Source organism: Paraburkholderia kirstenboschensis, assembly GCF_904848585.1.
In the GTDB taxonomy this organism is placed as follows: Bacteria; Pseudomonadota; Gammaproteobacteria; order Burkholderiales; family Burkholderiaceae; genus Paraburkholderia; species Paraburkholderia kirstenboschensis.
On sequence record NZ_CAJHCR010000011.1, the window covers coordinates 124932 to 141023 of the forward strand.

At 63.4% G+C, this 16092-nt stretch carries 15 protein-coding genes; 8 read left to right on the forward strand and 7 right to left on the reverse strand.

Annotated elements, in window-relative coordinates:
- Window positions 1-2: 2 nt before the first annotated feature.
- Window positions 3-689: a tetratricopeptide repeat protein gene (locus JMY24_RS25025; protein WP_201703116.1), complete on the reverse strand. Its 687-nt coding sequence runs from the start codon at window positions 687-689 to the stop codon at window positions 3-5.
- A 371-nt stretch (window positions 690-1060) separates the two neighbouring features.
- On the opposite strand from JMY24_RS25025, the gene tssJ reads away from it, so the two are divergent.
- The 3 genes from tssJ (at window position 1061) to icmH (ending at window position 3931) form a co-directional block, all read left to right on the forward strand.
- Window positions 1061-1687: a type VI secretion system lipoprotein TssJ gene (gene tssJ, locus JMY24_RS25030; RefSeq protein ID WP_128596679.1), complete on the forward strand. Its 627-nt coding sequence runs from the start codon at window positions 1061-1063 to the stop codon at window positions 1685-1687.
- A gap of 121 nt (window positions 1688-1808) precedes the next feature.
- Window positions 1809-3155: a type VI secretion system baseplate subunit TssK gene (gene tssK, locus JMY24_RS25035; RefSeq protein WP_128596678.1), complete on the forward strand. Its 1347-nt coding sequence runs from the start codon at window positions 1809-1811 to the stop codon at window positions 3153-3155.
- Window positions 3152-3931 carry a type IVB secretion system protein IcmH/DotU gene (icmH, locus tag JMY24_RS25040; protein WP_128589560.1) on the forward strand — a complete coding sequence of 260 codons (780 nt, stop codon included), beginning with the start codon at window positions 3152-3154 and terminating at the stop codon, window positions 3929-3931. Before tssK ends, icmH begins: the two co-directional genes overlap by 4 nt.
- A gap of 75 nt (window positions 3932-4006) precedes the next feature.
- On the opposite strand, the gene zwf is transcribed toward icmH, so the two are convergent.
- Window positions 4007-5488, reverse strand: a complete 1482-nt coding sequence (zwf, locus tag JMY24_RS25045; RefSeq protein ID WP_128596677.1) for a glucose-6-phosphate dehydrogenase — start codon at window positions 5486-5488, stop codon at window positions 4007-4009.
- A gap of 398 nt (window positions 5489-5886) precedes the next feature.
- Entirely contained in the window at window positions 5887-6822 is a 936-nt protein-coding gene (gene lhpI / locus JMY24_RS25050) for a bifunctional Delta(1)-pyrroline-2-carboxylate/Delta(1)-piperideine-2-carboxylate reductase (protein WP_201703117.1), read from the reverse strand.
- A gap of 171 nt (window positions 6823-6993) precedes the next feature.
- Between lhpI and JMY24_RS39625 the strand changes: the two genes are divergently transcribed.
- Window positions 6994-7263: a hypothetical protein gene (locus JMY24_RS39625; RefSeq protein ID WP_201703118.1), complete on the forward strand. Its 270-nt coding sequence runs from the start codon at window positions 6994-6996 to the stop codon at window positions 7261-7263.
- A gap of 221 nt (window positions 7264-7484) precedes the next feature.
- Here the strand turns inward: JMY24_RS39625 and JMY24_RS25060 are convergent, their stop codons facing one another.
- Both JMY24_RS25060 and JMY24_RS25065 read right to left on the reverse strand, forming a co-directional pair.
- On the reverse strand, window positions 7485-8117 hold the full coding sequence (locus JMY24_RS25060; protein ID WP_128596676.1) for a C39 family peptidase: 633 nt from the start codon (window positions 8115-8117) through the stop codon (window positions 7485-7487).
- 48 nt (window positions 8118-8165) lie between these two features.
- Window positions 8166-9506, reverse strand: coding sequence for an NAD(P)/FAD-dependent oxidoreductase (locus tag JMY24_RS25065; protein WP_201703119.1), 1341 nt, complete (start codon window positions 9504-9506; stop codon window positions 8166-8168).
- A 269-nt stretch (window positions 9507-9775) separates the two neighbouring features.
- Between JMY24_RS25065 and JMY24_RS25070 the strand changes: the two genes are divergently transcribed.
- The 3 genes from JMY24_RS25070 (at window position 9776) to JMY24_RS25080 (ending at window position 12519) form a co-directional block, all read left to right on the forward strand.
- Complete coding sequence (locus JMY24_RS25070; protein ID WP_128590615.1) at window positions 9776-10030, forward strand: helix-turn-helix domain-containing protein; 255 nt, start codon at window positions 9776-9778, stop codon at window positions 10028-10030.
- A 2-nt stretch (window positions 10031-10032) separates the two neighbouring features.
- Complete coding sequence (locus JMY24_RS25075) at window positions 10033-11373, forward strand: type II toxin-antitoxin system HipA family toxin (protein WP_128596675.1); 1341 nt, start codon at window positions 10033-10035, stop codon at window positions 11371-11373.
- A gap of 291 nt (window positions 11374-11664) precedes the next feature.
- Complete coding sequence (locus JMY24_RS25080; RefSeq protein WP_128590611.1) at window positions 11665-12519, forward strand: helix-turn-helix domain-containing protein; 855 nt, start codon at window positions 11665-11667, stop codon at window positions 12517-12519.
- Between the two features lie 27 nt (window positions 12520-12546).
- Here JMY24_RS25080 and JMY24_RS25085 read toward each other — a convergent pair whose 3' ends face one another.
- Window positions 12547-14397, reverse strand: a complete 1851-nt coding sequence (locus JMY24_RS25085; protein ID WP_201703121.1) for an ATP-binding response regulator — start codon at window positions 14395-14397, stop codon at window positions 12547-12549.
- Window positions 14367-14909: a putative pterin-binding protein gene (locus tag JMY24_RS25090; protein ID WP_128596672.1), complete on the reverse strand. Its 543-nt coding sequence runs from the start codon at window positions 14907-14909 to the stop codon at window positions 14367-14369. The genes JMY24_RS25085 and JMY24_RS25090 overlap by 31 nt, the downstream gene beginning before the upstream one ends.
- Window positions 14910-15130: 221 nt before the next feature.
- Between JMY24_RS25090 and JMY24_RS25095 the strand changes: the two genes are divergently transcribed.
- A complete protein-coding gene (locus JMY24_RS25095) occupies window positions 15131-16084 on the forward strand; it encodes a phosphoribosyltransferase (protein ID WP_128596671.1) in 954 nt (317 codons plus the stop codon).
- Window positions 16085-16092: the final 8 nt, after the last annotated feature.

Sequence of the window (16092 nt, forward strand, 5' to 3'; positions counted from 1 at the left end):
GATCAGCGCAGCGCGCTGAACGGATCTGACGCGCCGCCGCTTTGCGCGGCCTTGGCGGGCGCTGCGGGTGCCGCAGGGGCAGGAGCCGCCGGAGCTGCCGGGGTGGCGGCCGGAGCCGCGGCGGTGGTGCTCGCTTCCGGCGCCTCCACTGTCTTGCTCTTCGCGACGCGGCGAATCACACGCTTTTTCTTTGGTGCCGACTTGTCGCTCGGGTCGGGCGGGAACAGCGTGGCTTCGCCGAGCGTGTCGCGCAACTGCTTGGCGAGCGCTTGCGCGTCCGACTTGGCGTCGCCCGCGAGCGACGCGTCCTGACGCAATTCGCCGAGCGATTGCGTGGCGACGCGCAGGCCGGCCACGGCCAGTACGCTCTTTGCCTGACGGTCGGTCTGGTCACGCTGCAGCGCCTCTTGCGCGGCGACGATAGCCTGGCCGTAATGACCTTGCGTGAACTGGATTTGCGCAATGCGCGACCACGGTTCTTCGCGCGTCGGATCTGATTTTGAAAGCTGCTGATAAAGCGCGATAGCACGATCCTGATCGCCGCCTTTCGCTACAGTATCCGCGTCCGCGAGTTGCTTATTAAAAGCCTCCGGTGTGGTCGCCGTGTTGTTGCCTTGTGTCGCGCAACCGGCCATCACGCCGCATGCCAACACTACCCCAGATAGTTTTACTAACAGACGGTCATTCATCGTTTTTCACCGACGTGCGATTTTTTAATTCAAGGAGAAACCGGAGTTTTGCTTTGCTTCAAGTGCGCGGGTATAGTACAGGCCAATTTTCGATAATTCAACTTTCATGTGAAGAAGCATTGCACGAAAAAAATACGCGTGGATCTTTAAAACCAGGCACGCAGAAATTGTTTCCTGGCGCAATACGCGCAGCCGGGTGTGCGGGAAAATTTGCCACTAACCCGGCGCAAAGCCAGCGTATGCACGGCATTACATGCAAACGGCATGGCGAGGCAGTAAACGGCAGAAAGCGGCATTAGTTGCTGAAGTTTTGCAGAAAACTTTTTTTATCGATGTTTAGACGGGGGACGGCGGCCAGCCGGTCGATGTATATGAATTCGCGTCTTGTTCGCCATGCATCGCTATTGATTGCAAACACCGCCTTATGCGCCGCTTTAGGCGGTTGCGCCGCAGGCGTTACCGTGCTCGGAGCCGCTGCCAACGCGGCTTTGCAGGCAAGCGGCCTCGGCAAGCCGGATTTGCCGGACGCGCAGAAGCCGCCGCGCAATGTCGGCCTCACGTTATATGCGGCGCCCAATCTGAATGCGGCAAATGACAAACGGCCATTTGCGCTGGTGGTGCGGCTTTACACGTTGAAAGATCCCACTTCATTCCAGCAGGCGCCATTCGACGCATTTACCGATCCGGCGAAGGAAAAGACCATACTCGGCGGCGATCTGCTGGGCGTGCGTGAAGTTACGCTGATCCCAGGGCAGCGTTACGTTGTTACCGAAAAGGTATCGCGTGAAGCGCAGGCCTTCGGTATCGTCGCTCTATTCCGCGATCCGGCCATGCAGCGTTGGAAATTCGCCTTCGACCCGGCGAAGTCGGAGAAATCCGGCATAATGATCGGCCTGCATAACTGCGCAATGACGGTGACCAACGGCACGGTGATCCCGCCAGAACAGGGATTGCCCGCGCAGCCGCTGAATATGCTTTCCGCGGTTAGCTGCGGTTAAAACATGCCGCGAAAGATGCGGGAACAACGAGATTTAACATTTTCCAGAGAATTAACAATGCGGCGCCCGAATGGGCTTATTGCGGGCGCGCCGCACGCTGAACCCATATAACAGGTTTGAGATGAGTTATTCCGCAAAAGTGCTCTGGGGGGAAGGCCTGTTTCTGAGGCCGCAGCATTTTCAGCGTCAGGACGCTTATCACGAGGCGCGCCTGTTCGAGTCCATTCAGGCTATCCAGCCGTACAACTGGGGCGTGCGTTCGGCGCGCTTCGACCGTGACGCACTTGGCAGCAATGTGCTGCGCGTGAGCGAACTTTCGCTGGTGTTTCCCGACGGCGCACTGTATTCGGCGCCACAAGCGGACGACTTGCCGCCGCCCATCGCGTTGGACACGTTACCCGACGGCATCAATGAATTTACGTTTTATCTCGCGCTGCATCCGTTGCGCGAGACAGGCGCCAACTATTCGCACGACAGCAACGCGGGCTTCGTATCGCGTTACGTGAGCGAGCAGACGCCCGTGGCCGATCATTTCACCGACGCCGCCGAAGCCGACATCACGTTCCTGAAAACGAGCGTCAAGCTGATCGCGCACAGCGAGCCGCGCGATCAGCTGCTCTCGGTGCCGCTCGTGCGCGTACGCCGCACGGCCACGTCGGGCTTTGAAATCGACGACAGCTTCGTGCCGCCGTGCCTCGCAATCGACGCTTCGCCGGTTCTGCATCAGCGGCTGCGCCAGCTGATCGACGCGCTGCAGGCCAAGGTCAACGCGCTGTACGGCTTTCACCGCGAACCGACCAAGAACATCATCGAGTTCCGTTCGGGCGACATTGCCTCGTTCTGGCTGCTGCACACGGCGAGCGCGGCGTTCGCGTCGCTCGCTCATCTGTATCAGCATTCGGCGCTGCATCCGGAGCGGCTCTTTCAGGAGTTGCTGCGCCTCGCCGGCCAGTTGATGACGTTTTCCAAGGGCTACGCGCTGTCCGACCTGCCGGCTTATCGTCACGACGATCCGGGCCCCGGCTTCGCCCGGCTCGATATGATCTTGCGCGATCTGCTGGAGACCGTGATCTCCACACGCTACTTCGCGATCGCGCTCGAAGAAGTGCGCCCGTCGTTCCATGCGGGCCGGCTCGACTCCGGCAAGATCGACGACAAGACGCTGTTCTACATTGCCGTGTCCGCCGACATGCCCACCGCCGAACTGGTCGAAGCGGTGCCGGCGCGCTTCAAGGTCGGCGCGCCCGACGACGTCGACAAGCTCGTGCTCTCAGCCATGCCCGGCGTGCGGCTCGTCTACACGCCGCAAGTGCCGCCTGCAATTCCGGTGCGGCCGGGCGCGTGCTATTTCTCGTTCGAGCCGCGCGGCGCGCTGTATGAGCGCATGTTGCAAGCGCAATCGGCAATGATCTATGCGCCCTCGGGCATCAACGATCTTCAACTTGAACTGATCGCGGTCACATCATGAGCTACGCGCCTTCACTTTTCGGCGGCAGCACGCCTGCCGCGACGCCCGCGCCGGCGGCCGAGCCGAGCTATCAGGTCCGTTCGCTACTCGACCTGTTGTACGACGGCTTCTTCATGCTGTTCCTGTTGAAAAACGGCCGCGAGCCTGGCGAAGCGCACGAATTCAGCCAGCGCATTCAGCAGTTTCTCGGCGACTTCGAGCGCGGCGCGAAAAAGCTCAATGCCTCAGCAGAAGATGTCTACGCGTCGAAGTTTGCGTTCTGTGCGGCGATAGACGAGTCGGTGTTGTCGTCCACGTTCAAGATTCGCACGGAATGGGAGCGGCGGCCGCTGCAACTGGTGCTGTTCGGCGAGCAGCTCGCGGGCGAAAAGTTCTTCCAGTATCTCGAGGAATGCCGCGCGCAAGGGGCGGCCCGTCTGCAATCGCTCGAGGTGTTCCACATGTGCCTGCTGCTCGGCTTTCAAGGCAAGTACTTGCTGGAAGGGCCGGAGAAGCTTGCGTATCTGACTGCGCGCATCGGCGACGAAATCGCGCACATGAAGGGCAAGCGTGCGCCGTTCGCACCGCATTGGCCGTTGCCCGATCAGGTCGCGCACCGTCTGAAGCGCGAAGTGCCGTTGTGGTCGATCGGCGCTGTGTTCGCGCTGGTGGGACTGCTGGCTTATCTTGGCCTGAACACGTATTTGCGCGATCAGACCTTGCGCACGTTGGCGCCCTATTCGCAGGTGGTCAAGCTGGGGCCGCAATCGGCCACGCTAACGATCTCGTTACCCTGAGGTCCGTGCGATACAGGTAAAACGGCCCGCGTGGATTGAGCGGGCCGTTTTTCATTGCGCGACAGACAAGACCGTTTACTGCGACTCCTCCGCCCACACCGCATTCTCGCGCGCCATCAGCGCCGTCGACGCAGCCGGCCCGAACGTACCCGCTGTGTAGTTACGCGGCCGCTCGCCCGACTTCGCCCAGCCTTCGAGAATCGGCTCGGCCCACGCCCACGCAGCTTCCAGTTCGTCGCGGCGCATGAAGTGGGTGAGGCGTCCGCGAATCACGTCGATCAACAGACGCTCGTAGGCTTCCGCGCGACGCTCGGTGAACGCCTGCTGCAAATCGAGATTCAGATTCACCGGCAGCATGTGCATGCCGCTGCCCGGTTCCTTCGCGAGCATTTGCAACTGGATCGACTCTTCCGGCTGCAACTGGATCACGAGACGGTTGCCGTAGTTGCGTCCGCCGCTCGGAATGATCGAGAACGGCAGTTCGGAGAATTCGATGACGATCTCCGACACCTTTTTCTGCATGCGTTTGCCCGTACGCAGGAAGAACGGCACGTTGGCCCAGCGCCAGTTGTTGATATGCGCGCGCAACGCGACGAACGTCTCCGCGCGGCTTCCGGCCGGCACGTTGTCTTCCTGGAGATAGCCCTTCACCGCCTCGCCGTCCACCGCGCCCGCGGTGTACTGACCGCGCACGGTATCGCGGGCGATGTCCTCGGGCGTCATGGGCCGCAACGAGCGCAGCACCTTGAGCTTTTCGTCGCGGACCGCGTCCGGATCGAGCGACACAGGCGGCTCCATCGCGACGATGCACAGCAGTTGCAGCAGGTGGTTCTGCACCATGTCGCGCAACGCGCCGGTTTTGTCGTAGAAGCCGGCGCGGCTGCCCACGCCGACCGTTTCGGCCACCGTAATCTGCACGCGCTTGATATAGGGCGCCTGCCACAGCGGGCCGAAAATCGGATTGCCGAAGCGCAGCACCATCAGGTTCTGCACGGTTTCCTTGCCGAGGTAGTGGTCGATCCGGTAGATCTGCGCTTCGCTGAAATGCTTGCCGACCGCCGTGTTGATCTCCTGCGCGGACGCCAGATCGTGGCCGAGCGGCTTTTCGAGCACGACGCGCGAGTTGTCGTCCACCAGCCCCGCCCCGGAGAGGTTCTCGCAAATGTTCATGAACAGATCGGGCGATGTCGCGAGATAGAACACGCGGCGCACGCCTTCGCGCGACGCTTCCTTCAGCCGCAGATAGTCTTCGGGCGAGTCGACGTCCATGCGCACGTATTCGAACAGCGCGAGAAATTTGTCCCACGCGGCAGCATCGAATGCTTTCTTTTCGATGAAGGGCTTGGCCTTCTGCTCCATGAACTCGTTGATGTACTCTTCGCGCGACCACGGCTTGCGCCCGATCGTGAGGATGCGCGTCTCCGGCGGCAGATTGCAGTGCAGATGCGCCATGTACAGCGCGGGGAGCAGCTTGCGAAACGACAGGTCGCCGGTGCCGCCGAAGATGATCATGTCGAGCGGAAGGTCGGGAGTCGCAGAAGCGTGTTGGGTCGTCATAGCGCGGTCGCAGCGTCGTGAGAAAGAAGGCGTTGCCAGGAGCCAACGGACCATGGGAGCCGGGGCCTGGGGCAAAGGCAGAAAAAGCGGATGCGCGGCTCGTGGCACGCTGATCGGCACATTTTTCTGGCAAACGCCTATGGTGCAACGTTTTGCGATTGTTTGCACGGCAACATGCGCCGCAGGTTGGCGCAATATGCCAACGGGCTCGGCAAGCCTCTGTTTTGACGGGGTTTTCTTATTGGGCTGGAGGCGGTGGGCGTTGTGGGGCTGACGGGCTGAGTGGGCTCAGTGGGCTCAGTGGGCACCTAGGCTACCTAGGCCACCGGGGCCACTTGGGCCATTTGCCATTCATGCCTTCGGTGCGGGCATGCCGCGCCCGCCGCGCCATACCAGGCTCAGCCGCCAGACAAAGCCTCGCGCGCAACCCGGCACGCGGCCAGATCCCACGCGGCACAGCCGACGCTTTTGAAAACGATCGGCGTTTGCGCCTGCAACGGCACCGAGTTATCCAGCACTGCCGCGATGCCCCGAACGTCGCTCCAATCCACGCCTGCCTGGATGAAATCGCCGGCTTCGTGTTTCGCTCCGGCCTCGTCGTCGACGAAAAGCGCGCTGCCCGCGATCGTCCGCGCGCCGATTTCGACCATCTCGGGCGTGAACGCGCCGACGCCGATCACGAGGCGGCTCGTGCGCGGAGCTTCGTCATAGACGGGTTGCCGGCTCGTGGTCAGCGCAATGACCGTGTCGACCGACTCGGGCAGCGCTGCATCCGGCGCCGCAAGCGGCCTGACCTCGAAGGCCTTGCCGCGATGCGCGGCGCAAAACGCTTCGGCGCGCGCCGGCGCACTGCCCTTCACCCATACGCGGGCGTCCGGGTAGAGCTCGCCTATCGCTTCCAGATGATTCAGCGCCTGCGTGCCGGTGCCGATCAACAGAAACTCGCGGGGCGTGGCCGCGGCAAACGTCCGGACGCCGAGCATCGACATGGCAGCGGTACGACGGCCCGTCACCGTGGGGCCGTCGAGGATGAACAGCGTCTCGCCGGTGTCGGCGTCGAACGCCATCACCTGGCCGTGGATCGTCGGCAAGCCGCGCGGCCCGTTGCCGGGACACACGTTGACGAGCTTGTGGATTGCGAGATCGGGCGCGGTTGCCGGCATCGAAAGCAGAATGCCGCCCTGGTTCAGCGGCACGACAAGCCGCTCAGGACTCGTTATCCGTTGCTGTGCGTACTCGATGCTCGCGCTCTTTAACGCGTCGACGAGTGCGGCATACGGTGTGAGCCGCGCGGTCGCGGCGGCGTCGAAAATCTGCGTGGTCGGACGGGTCATGAGCGGATGTCTGGTCGCGGTGGAGACAGGCGATTCTACGACGCCTCGCCGCCTCCCGAGCACGCAATACGATCTCTCGCGAAGGCTGTGGCAATGACGGGTAGCCGCGAAGGTAGCCATGACGCCAGGCATGACGGCGCTGCAACTCCGCGCGTGTCTCAGGTGTCGCGCATGTCCCGCTCGCTCACAGCGGACTCACTGCGCGGCGCCCGAATTCCCGCTGCTGTCGCCGGACTTTTTGCCGCCTTTGAACATTGCGCGGCACGGCGGGCTGAGTTCGTCGATGTGCTGCTTCATGCAGGCCGTGATTTTCGCTTTGTTGGGAATGTCCGCGGCGCAAAAGTGCATCGCGTCGCCGCGACAGGCCTTGGCCTGTTCGTCGTGTGTCGCGGCATGTGCCGCGGTAACGGCGCCGAGTGCGCCGAGTGCGCCGAGTGCTAAGAGGCTCGCGGGGAGCAGGGTGTGGATTCGAGTCATGTCGGGTCTTGTATCGCAATGTCGATACAGCGCGTAACAGCAGAAAACGGGCCTGAACAACTGCGGCGCGGCGTGATTGTGCCGGTTGGGCCGGTTGGGCGTGCCACACCGCCTTGCCGCGCTCGCTGCTCAGCCCTCGCCCTCACCCTCGCCCTCGCCCTCGCCCTCAGCCCTCGCCCTCGCCCTCAGCCCTCACCCACACCAAGCACCATCCCGCGGCCGGCGTAAAACCGCGTCATCGTCGCGAACGGCAGATAGACGTCGGCCTGTTGCGGCCCGATCCCCGATGGATTGTGGAACCACACGCCGTTCGCGTCGCGTCCATGCAGCAGAATCAGATGCCCGCCCTGGCGCTGATTCGGCCGCTCCGGATAGCGAATCTCAGGGCTGACGGAGACAATGGCGAGCGTCCGCGAATTCAGGCGCGAGGCGATCTCTTCGAGCGTAGCCTCTGACAGCACGTCGACGCGCACCCCGAACGCCCGCTGCACCCACGCGGCAAACGGGTGATAGATAAGACCGTCGACGCCGCCGTCGTCCCTGATTCGATACACGCCGTGCGCGAGCGCTTCGTCAAGCAGCGCGGCGCGCGGAGGGTGTTCGATACGCCAGTAGTCGAGTGCCGATTCGAGGCACGTCAGACCGCACAGGCGTTTGGCCCAGAAGCGGTAGCGCTCGGGGTCGGAGAAGCCGCTCTTCTGCCAGCCGGGGTCGTCGCAGGGATCGCCGTTCTGCTCGACGATATGGCGAACCCATTCGGGGCTGCCCCATTGCGTGTGATACGGCACGCCGGCGTGGCGCAGGGTCGGTTCGTTCATTCTGACGCGATCAATGAAAAGTGTGGGACGTGAAAACGGCAGCCGCGCTTACAACATGCTGCGAGGCCGCTGCATGGTGCCGTCGAAAAAACGCTGCAGGCGAAATGCCGACAGATCCAGCGACGCCTGACCGCCGTCGTTCATTTCCGCAAGCAGCTTGCCGACGATAGGGCCCATGGCGAAACCATGGCCGCAAAAGCCGGTGGCGATCGTGAGACCGCTGACCTGCGGCGGGGCGTCGATCACCGGAATCCCGTCGGGCAGCACATCGATTAAACCCGCCCATGACTCGACCACCTGCGCGTCCTTCAGCGCGGGAAACAGCGAGCGCAGTTTGGCAAGCGCGCGGGGCGCGTGGCTCACGTTAGGTTGCGGATGCGGATCGCGCGGATGCAGCACGCGCTCGCTCTGCGGCACGCTGCCCGGCAGACGGTCGCGCAAGTCGCGCAAGCAGGCGCCGTTCAGATGAAAACTGAACTTCTGGCGCTGACTCCACAGTTCGGGCACAAACCATTTCAGCGCACGAAAATGGCCGAACGTCATGTCGACGTCGACCTGCATGTCGTCGGCGAGATTGATCGCGCCGTTCGCGCGTTGCCGCACGCCGAGGCCATGTCCCCAGAACGTGGACGCGGTGACGGGCGGCAATGGATTCGTGCGCATGCACGTGCCGCGCACCGCCTGCTGCGGCAATTCGAGGCCCAGTGTTTTCAGAAGACGCCAGCTACTTGCGCCCGCCGCGCAAATGAAACGCGACGTGCGAATGGTTCCGCGCTCGGTCACGACGCCGGCGATCGCGCCGCCCGCGCGCTCCACACCGAGCACGCCGCAGCCTTCGAAAAATAGCGCGCCCGCTTCCGCCGCCCGCGCCGCGAAAGCGGCAGCGGCGCGGCGCGGCTCGGCCTGACCGTCGCTCGCGGTATAGAGCCCGCCGAGCGCTGGGCCTTGCATGCCGGTCACCACCGAATCGATCTGCTTTCGATCGAGCGTACGCGTGTCGAGTCCGTGTTCTCGCGCGACGTCCATCCATTGCTGGAACGACGTCCAGTCGTCGTCGCTGCTCGCCACGTAAAGGCAGCCGCCTTGACGCCACTCGAGATCGAAGTTCAACTCGCGCTCGAGCGTTTCCCACAACGGTATGCTCGCCATCATCAGCGGGACTTCGGCGGATTCGCGGCCCTGCTGGCGCACGAAACCCCAGGCTCGCGACGACTGCTGGCCGGCAATGCGCGACTTGTCGAGTACGACCGCGGACAACCCGCGTCGCGCGAGGTAGTAGGCTGCCGCGCAACCCATGATGCCGGCGCCGGCGATCACCACGTCTGCGTGCTTGGGAAACGGTTGGTCGGCGACGGTAAAGCCGGCGTGCAGCGGATAAGTCGTGGTCATCGGCGGAGTGGTTTTAAGTGCGAGCGTAATCTTCGCAGGCGAACCGATTGTCCGCAATGTCCGCCATGTCAACGGCGCGCGAAGCGCTGCGGGAGCCGCTCCGCGACCAGGCGATTCGCCCGGTGCAGCCAGGACGCGGTTTATCTGCGAGACGAATAAATTGCAAATATCCGCGTGACAGATATTTTCCGGATATTCGTCACGCGAATATTTGCCAAATATTCGCGTGACGAATAAAATACATTTATTCGTTTGACGGATATTTAGCCATGCTGCATCTCATCGCCACGCCGGATCAAATCGCCCAACTGCTTGCTGCAAGCCGCCGGCAAGCGGGTCTTACGCAGGCCGAAGCCGCCGCGCGTGTCGGCGTGAGTCAAAGCCGCATTTCAGCGTGGGAAACCGACGCCGCCGCGCTGACCGTCGCGCAGTTGCTATCGCTGTGCGGCGCCTACGGGTTGCAGTTGCAGCTACGTGACAAGAACCAGCCGGGGTCCGAACCGGCGCTTTCGACCGAATGGTAAGCATGGCCCGCTCAACCCACTCACGCGCGCTTTCCGTCTGGGCGAACGGCGAACGCGTCGGCGTCTGGCGCCTTCCGGCCCGCGGGCCGATGGAATTTTCTTACGACGCCGCATGGATCGGCTCGCCCGCCGGCCGGCCGCTGTCGCTCTCGCTGCCTTTCATGCCCGGCAACCTCGCGCACAAAGGGCCGCGGGTGCTCAACTACTTCGACAACCTGCTGCCCGACAGCGACATCATCAGAAAACGTATCGCTCAGCGCTACCGGACCGAAACGCTGGACGCCTTCGATCTGCTGCAAGCCATCGGCCGCGACTGCGTGGGCGCCGTCCAGTTGCTGCCCGAAGACGACGCGCCGGTGGGCGTGGACCGCATCGAGGGCACGCCGCTGACCGATGCCGAAATCGAGACCATGCTGACACGCACGGTCAGCGCACCCGCGCTCGGCGCGACAGAGGAAAGCGACGATTTCCGCATTTCGCTCGCCGGCGCACAGGAGAAAACCGCGCTGCTGTGGCACGACGAACAATGGAAACGGCCGCACGGCGCCACGCCAACCACGCATATCTTCAAGCTGCCGCTCGGACTCGTCGGCAACAAGCTGGCGGACCTGAGCACCTCGGTCGAAAACGAATGGTTGTGCCTGCGCATACTGCGCGCTTACGGCTTGCCGGTAGCGAACACGGAAATCGTGACATTTGGCAAGCAACGCGTGCTGAGCGTCGAGCGTTTCGACCGGCAACTGCATTCGAGCGGGCAATGGCTGCTGCGCCTGCCTCAGGAAGACTTTTGCCAGGTGTATGGCGTGCCTTCGCATCGCAAGTATGAGAACGAAGGCGGTCCGGGCGTGCTCGATCTCGCGCGCGTTCTGCAGCAGTCGGTCGCGGCCGTGCAAGACATCGAAACGCTGCTCGCGAGCCAGATTCTCTTCTGGATGCTCGCCGCGCCGGACGGCCACGCGAAAAATTTCAGCATTCGCCTGCTGGCGGGCGGCCAATACCGGCTGACGCCGCTCTACGACGTCATGTCGATCTGGCCGGTGGAAGGCAACGGCCCTAACCAATGGTCGTGGTTCAAGGCGCGCCTCGCAATGGGCATGTGGTCGCGCAGCAAGCACGACGCTTTTCGCGACGTGCAGCGGCGCCACTTCAACACAATGGCGCTCAAGTGCTCGTATGGCGCGAGCGCCGAACCACTGATCGAGCGCCTGATCGGGCAGACGCCGAACGTGATCGAACAGGTCTCGGCGGAATTACCCGACCGATTTCCTGGCAAGGTCGCCGAGCGGATCTTCAAGGGCCTGCGGAACTCTGCCGCGAAACTCGCGAAGATGCCGGCGAGCTGACGGCGCCTGGGGGCGCCTGGGGCGCTCGGTGGATACGGCCCGGTTTCATCGGTAAAATGTGTTTTATGCGCTACGCATAACGGGTGCGCGAGTATGACCGTTAAATCTGTCGGATTTCCGGCTTTCCCTGACAGAGGCAGCGGCGCCTTTACAAAAACCCTGACCGCGATGTTTTTACGGTACATTTGCTGTCCCCCGCGTACTGCTTTGCCCTGTATCCATGATGCACGGCCGCGTTACGCCTGCCGTATCGCCCCCACAGCCCTTTAAGACGGCGGATTTTCACGCAGTATGACCAACGAAACACACTCACCAGACTCCATCGCAGTCGCCGAGCGCGTGCGCGAGTTGATGAGCCGGCATGGAATCGGCAAGCGACAGCAAACCACAGAACTTTGCCGCATCCTCGATCTGAGTTTTTCGCAGGGGCACCGCAAGCTGCGCGGCAATAGCCCGTGGACCCTGTCGCAAATCAAGAAGGTCGCCGAGGTATACGGCGAGCCCGCCGCGCAACTGTTCGGCGCACAATCGCTCGACCCAGGCATGGTCGGCGCGATTGCGCAGGAGGCCATGTTCTGCATCGGCGCGATCGAGCTGCCGTGCACCGCCTGGGTCGGCGCCGCGCTTGAACCAGGCAGCCGGCCGGAGTTCGTCGCGTACTCGAAGCTCGGCCAGTGGCGCGTCGCGCGTCACGACGGCGCGCTCTACCAAAGCGCCTATGAAGTCCACAAGATCGAGATTTACCCGCGCCGCGCGGAAACGGACAAGCCGACCATCGCCGTTGTCGACGACGATCAGGCGAGCGCCGACAATCTCCGGGATTATCTCGAGCGCAGCGGCTTCGCCGCAGTGGCGATTTACGGACTTTCGGCCTTTGCCGAACAGTTGCAAACCCAGGTGTTCGACGGCATCGTGATCGACTGGCTGTTCGGCTCGCAGACCTCGGCGGCCGCGATTCGCGCGGTGCGCGCGTCGGAAAATCCCGATGCGCCGATCTTCGTTCTGACCGGCGAATTGCTGACCGGCAAGGCGAGCGAATCGGAGATCAGCCAGGTGATCCGCAATTACGACGTCGCCTGCTATGAAAAGCCCGCGCGCATGGCGATTCTGGTGGCCGATTTGTCCAAGCGGCTGAACCGGCCATGAACGGGTCCTGAACCGGCCAGCGCTGTCTTAGACGGTATGCCGCGAAGCCAGCGCGCGCTGCAATGCGTTGCGCAGATCTCCGTAATGTACCGGCTTTAATAACGCCTCGAAGAACGGCAGCGTGCCGTTCTCTGTCTCCCCATCCTGCCCCGCGCCGGCCTCCGGCGCATAAGCGCTGACCACGATCACCGGCACCCCCGACGACGGCCCGCCGCGCGCAGCCAGATCCGCGAGAAACGCATAGCCGTCGCGCTCGGGCATATGCAGATCGAGCAGCACGACATCGCAACGGTGCGCATCGAGCCACGCGAGGGCATCGTCGGCGTTGGCGACCGCGTGCGCGTCGAACTCCATATGCGCGACCATTTCGCTGAGCGACTCGCGCATCAGCCGGTTATCGTCGACGATCAGCACGCTGGGCCGCGCGCCGCCCGGCTCGGCCTGCGCAGTGACGCCCCGCGCCTGCGCAAGCGCGACCGGCGTGACAGGAATCGTCACGGTGAAAGTGGTGCCCTCGCCCACCATGCTCGACACTTCGACACTGCCGCCGAACAACCTCACGAGTCCCTGCACGATGGCGAGTCCCATGCCCGCGCCTTCAAAGCGGCGCGTGCGCGAACTGTCCAGCTGCGTGAACTCTTCGAAGATCAGCGGAATCTGCGCCTGCGGCACGCCCGGTCCCGTGTCGCTCACTATGAAGCTCAACAGCGCCGGCCGCTGCATCAGCTTCACGCGCACCGTGCCGCGTTCCGTATAACGGATCGCGTTGGTGACGAGGTTATTGACGATCTGGCGAATGCGGTGCGGGTCCGAATCGACGAGCCCGCTCGCGCCGCTCGCCTCGCTCTCGAGCTTCAGACCGCGCGCGGCGGCGGACATTGCATGTTCGTCGACGATCGACGCCAGCAGTTCGCGCGGCTCGAAATGCTCGTGACGCAGTTCGAGCTTGCCCGCGCCGAGGCGCGCGTAATCGGTCAGGTCCTTCATCTGCGCTTCGAGATGCCGCGCCGCGGTTTCGAGCCGCTGAATCACCTTGCGGTCGGCTTCCGAGTGATAGTTGAAACCAAGCAACTCGATCGACGAGACAATCGCGTGCAACGGCGTGCGCAGCTCGTGACTGATCATGCCGAGAAACGCGTCTTTCGCGAGGCTCGCCTCGCGCGCCGCGCGGCTCGCCTGGTGCTCGGCTTCGAGCGCCGCGTGCTGCTGATGCATGAGTCGCGTGCGACGCCGGCCGTTGACCACGAGCAGCAGCGTCGCCGCAGCGGACAGCAGCAGCAGGATCATGCCGCCCGCAAAAAGCAGCCGGCGCTTGTCGATGAAATCGCGGTTCATCGCCTCGCGGTCGGCGACATCGGCGAAACGGCGGCTCAGCGCGAGATCGTTCACTTCGTTCCAGTGCTGGCGCAATTGCGCGACGATCCGGTTGACCGCGCCCGGATCGTTCGGCAGTGACGCGACCTGCGGGGCCAGGCCGGTCAGCATGCGGTCGAGCGCGTGGATTTCGTCGAGTTGCCGTTGCACCAGCGCGACTTGCGTCGTGAGCCTGAGCGTGGAGCCTTCCATGACGTGCAGTTTCGATTGCAGCAACTGGTAGCGCAACGTGAGCCGCTGATAGTCGTCATCGACGCCGGCCTGGTAGAGCAACAGCTGATTCTCGAAGCGTGCGTAGGCGATTTGCAGTTGCGCCGCGTCCCAATAGAAGCCGTCGTACGAGCCTGTGAGCGACTCGGTCGTGCCCGGATTGAGCAGGTTCGCGTAGAGCAGATAGCCGATCGCGCCCGCGGGCGCGGCGAGCGCAGTGAGCCAGATCAGCACATAAAAAACCCGGCGCCACGGACGGCGCGTTACTTGACTATGAGTGCCTTGATCTGCCATACGAATTTCGAATCGCCCGAAGCGCCCGCGAGTTCATCGGGGAACGCGTCGCGCGGATAGATGAGGAACAGAGGCCCGAAGTCGCTGATCTTCAGGCGCCGGCCGTTCATGCTGTACGCCACCACCACGCCGTAGCGGTCGCAATCCGATACCGGGACCGTGTAGGTGTAGTCGTCGAGCGTACGGATTTCGACTTGCGTGCCATACGCACCAACCGTCTTCAGAATATCCGCGAGCAGCGGTCCTGTGAAGGTGGAGCGCGGCGTCCAGGTCGTGGCGGTGGTGATCGAGTGGGCGGGCAGCGCGAGCAGCTGCGCCTCGGCGAAGCGATACGAACGGTGCGCCGCGTCGTTCGTCTTGCCGATTTTGCCGGAGACGTCGAGCGAGAGCGCCGTCGCGTCCGTCTGCGCATGCACGCTCCAGGCGAACAGCGCGAACATCAATCCCATGGCCCACCGCGCGCGTGCCTGCGCGCCAAATCTGCGTTGCAGTCTTGCAGTCACTTTGGTCATCTGCTTTCTTATTCCGTGGTCTGTTGTTTTTCTTGCGGCGCATCGCCCCGCGTTTGCCGTAACGCGCGCCACCCCCGACGCGCGATCGCTGAACGGCATGCATAATATCGTCAAAATTCTTTGCAGGAAAAAATGACGGCCCGCCGCCGCGCTATTTGCCAACGCGCGTCGCGCTTCAGGCGGCGGTCATCCCACACGCGTTGCGCGACCCCACGAGCGTTATGAACAAGCCGGTTTTGCCCCTCACCTATGAGCAACTCGATCACTGGATCGAATCGCTGCAACCCGCGTTGCTCGCCGAAGGTTTTGCGATGGCAATCGGCATTCTGCGCGGCGGTGCTCCGCTCGCACTGATGGTCTCGCACTCGGCCGGCGCGCCGGTTGCGTTTCTGCGCTATGACCGCACGTCGCGCACAGTGGCGTGGGACTCGACGCTGCCCATCCCGCCGGCCGGTTCGAAGGTTCTGCTGTGCGAGGACATTGCGGGCCGCGGCTTTACGCTCGTGGATTGCCTTGCGTTCCTCAAACAGCATGGCCTCGATGTGAAAACACTGACGGGCGCCGTCGACGACCTGAGCCGCACGCAGCCAGACTATGCAATCGACGCGCGCGGCTACTTCGCGCTATTCCCGTGGGAACGCCAGGCCTACACAGAGCGCTATCGCGACGACTGGGCGCGCGTCGAAGCCGGCGATGCGCCGGCAATGGCCGACGATCACCACTACGCGACTTATGCGATCGACCTCGACGGCATTCTGCTGCCCGATGTGCCGCTCGCGCGCTACGACGAGGATCTCGCCGCGGCGCTGCTCGAACGCGATGCACTGCTGCCGTTCGAAGTGCTACCGGGCATCGACCTCAAGCGCGTTCGCACGATCATCACGGGCCGGCCTGAAATGGACCGCGCGCGCACGCAAGCATGGCTGGAGCGGCACGGCTTCGGCCACATGCAACTGGTGATGCGCACGCCCGGCACGCACGACGAAAGCCCGGCCGGCGCGGCCGCTCACAAAGCGGCTGCGGCGCTGGCGGGCGGCGTCACGCACTTCGTGGAAAGCGATCCGGTGCAGGCCTTGCTGATCGCGCAGCAGGCGCCGCTATTGCGCGTGATCTGGTGGGACGCACATACGCACACCGGCATGCTGGTCGGCGCGCGCGCGTGGGCGTCGGAGTGAGATTGGGC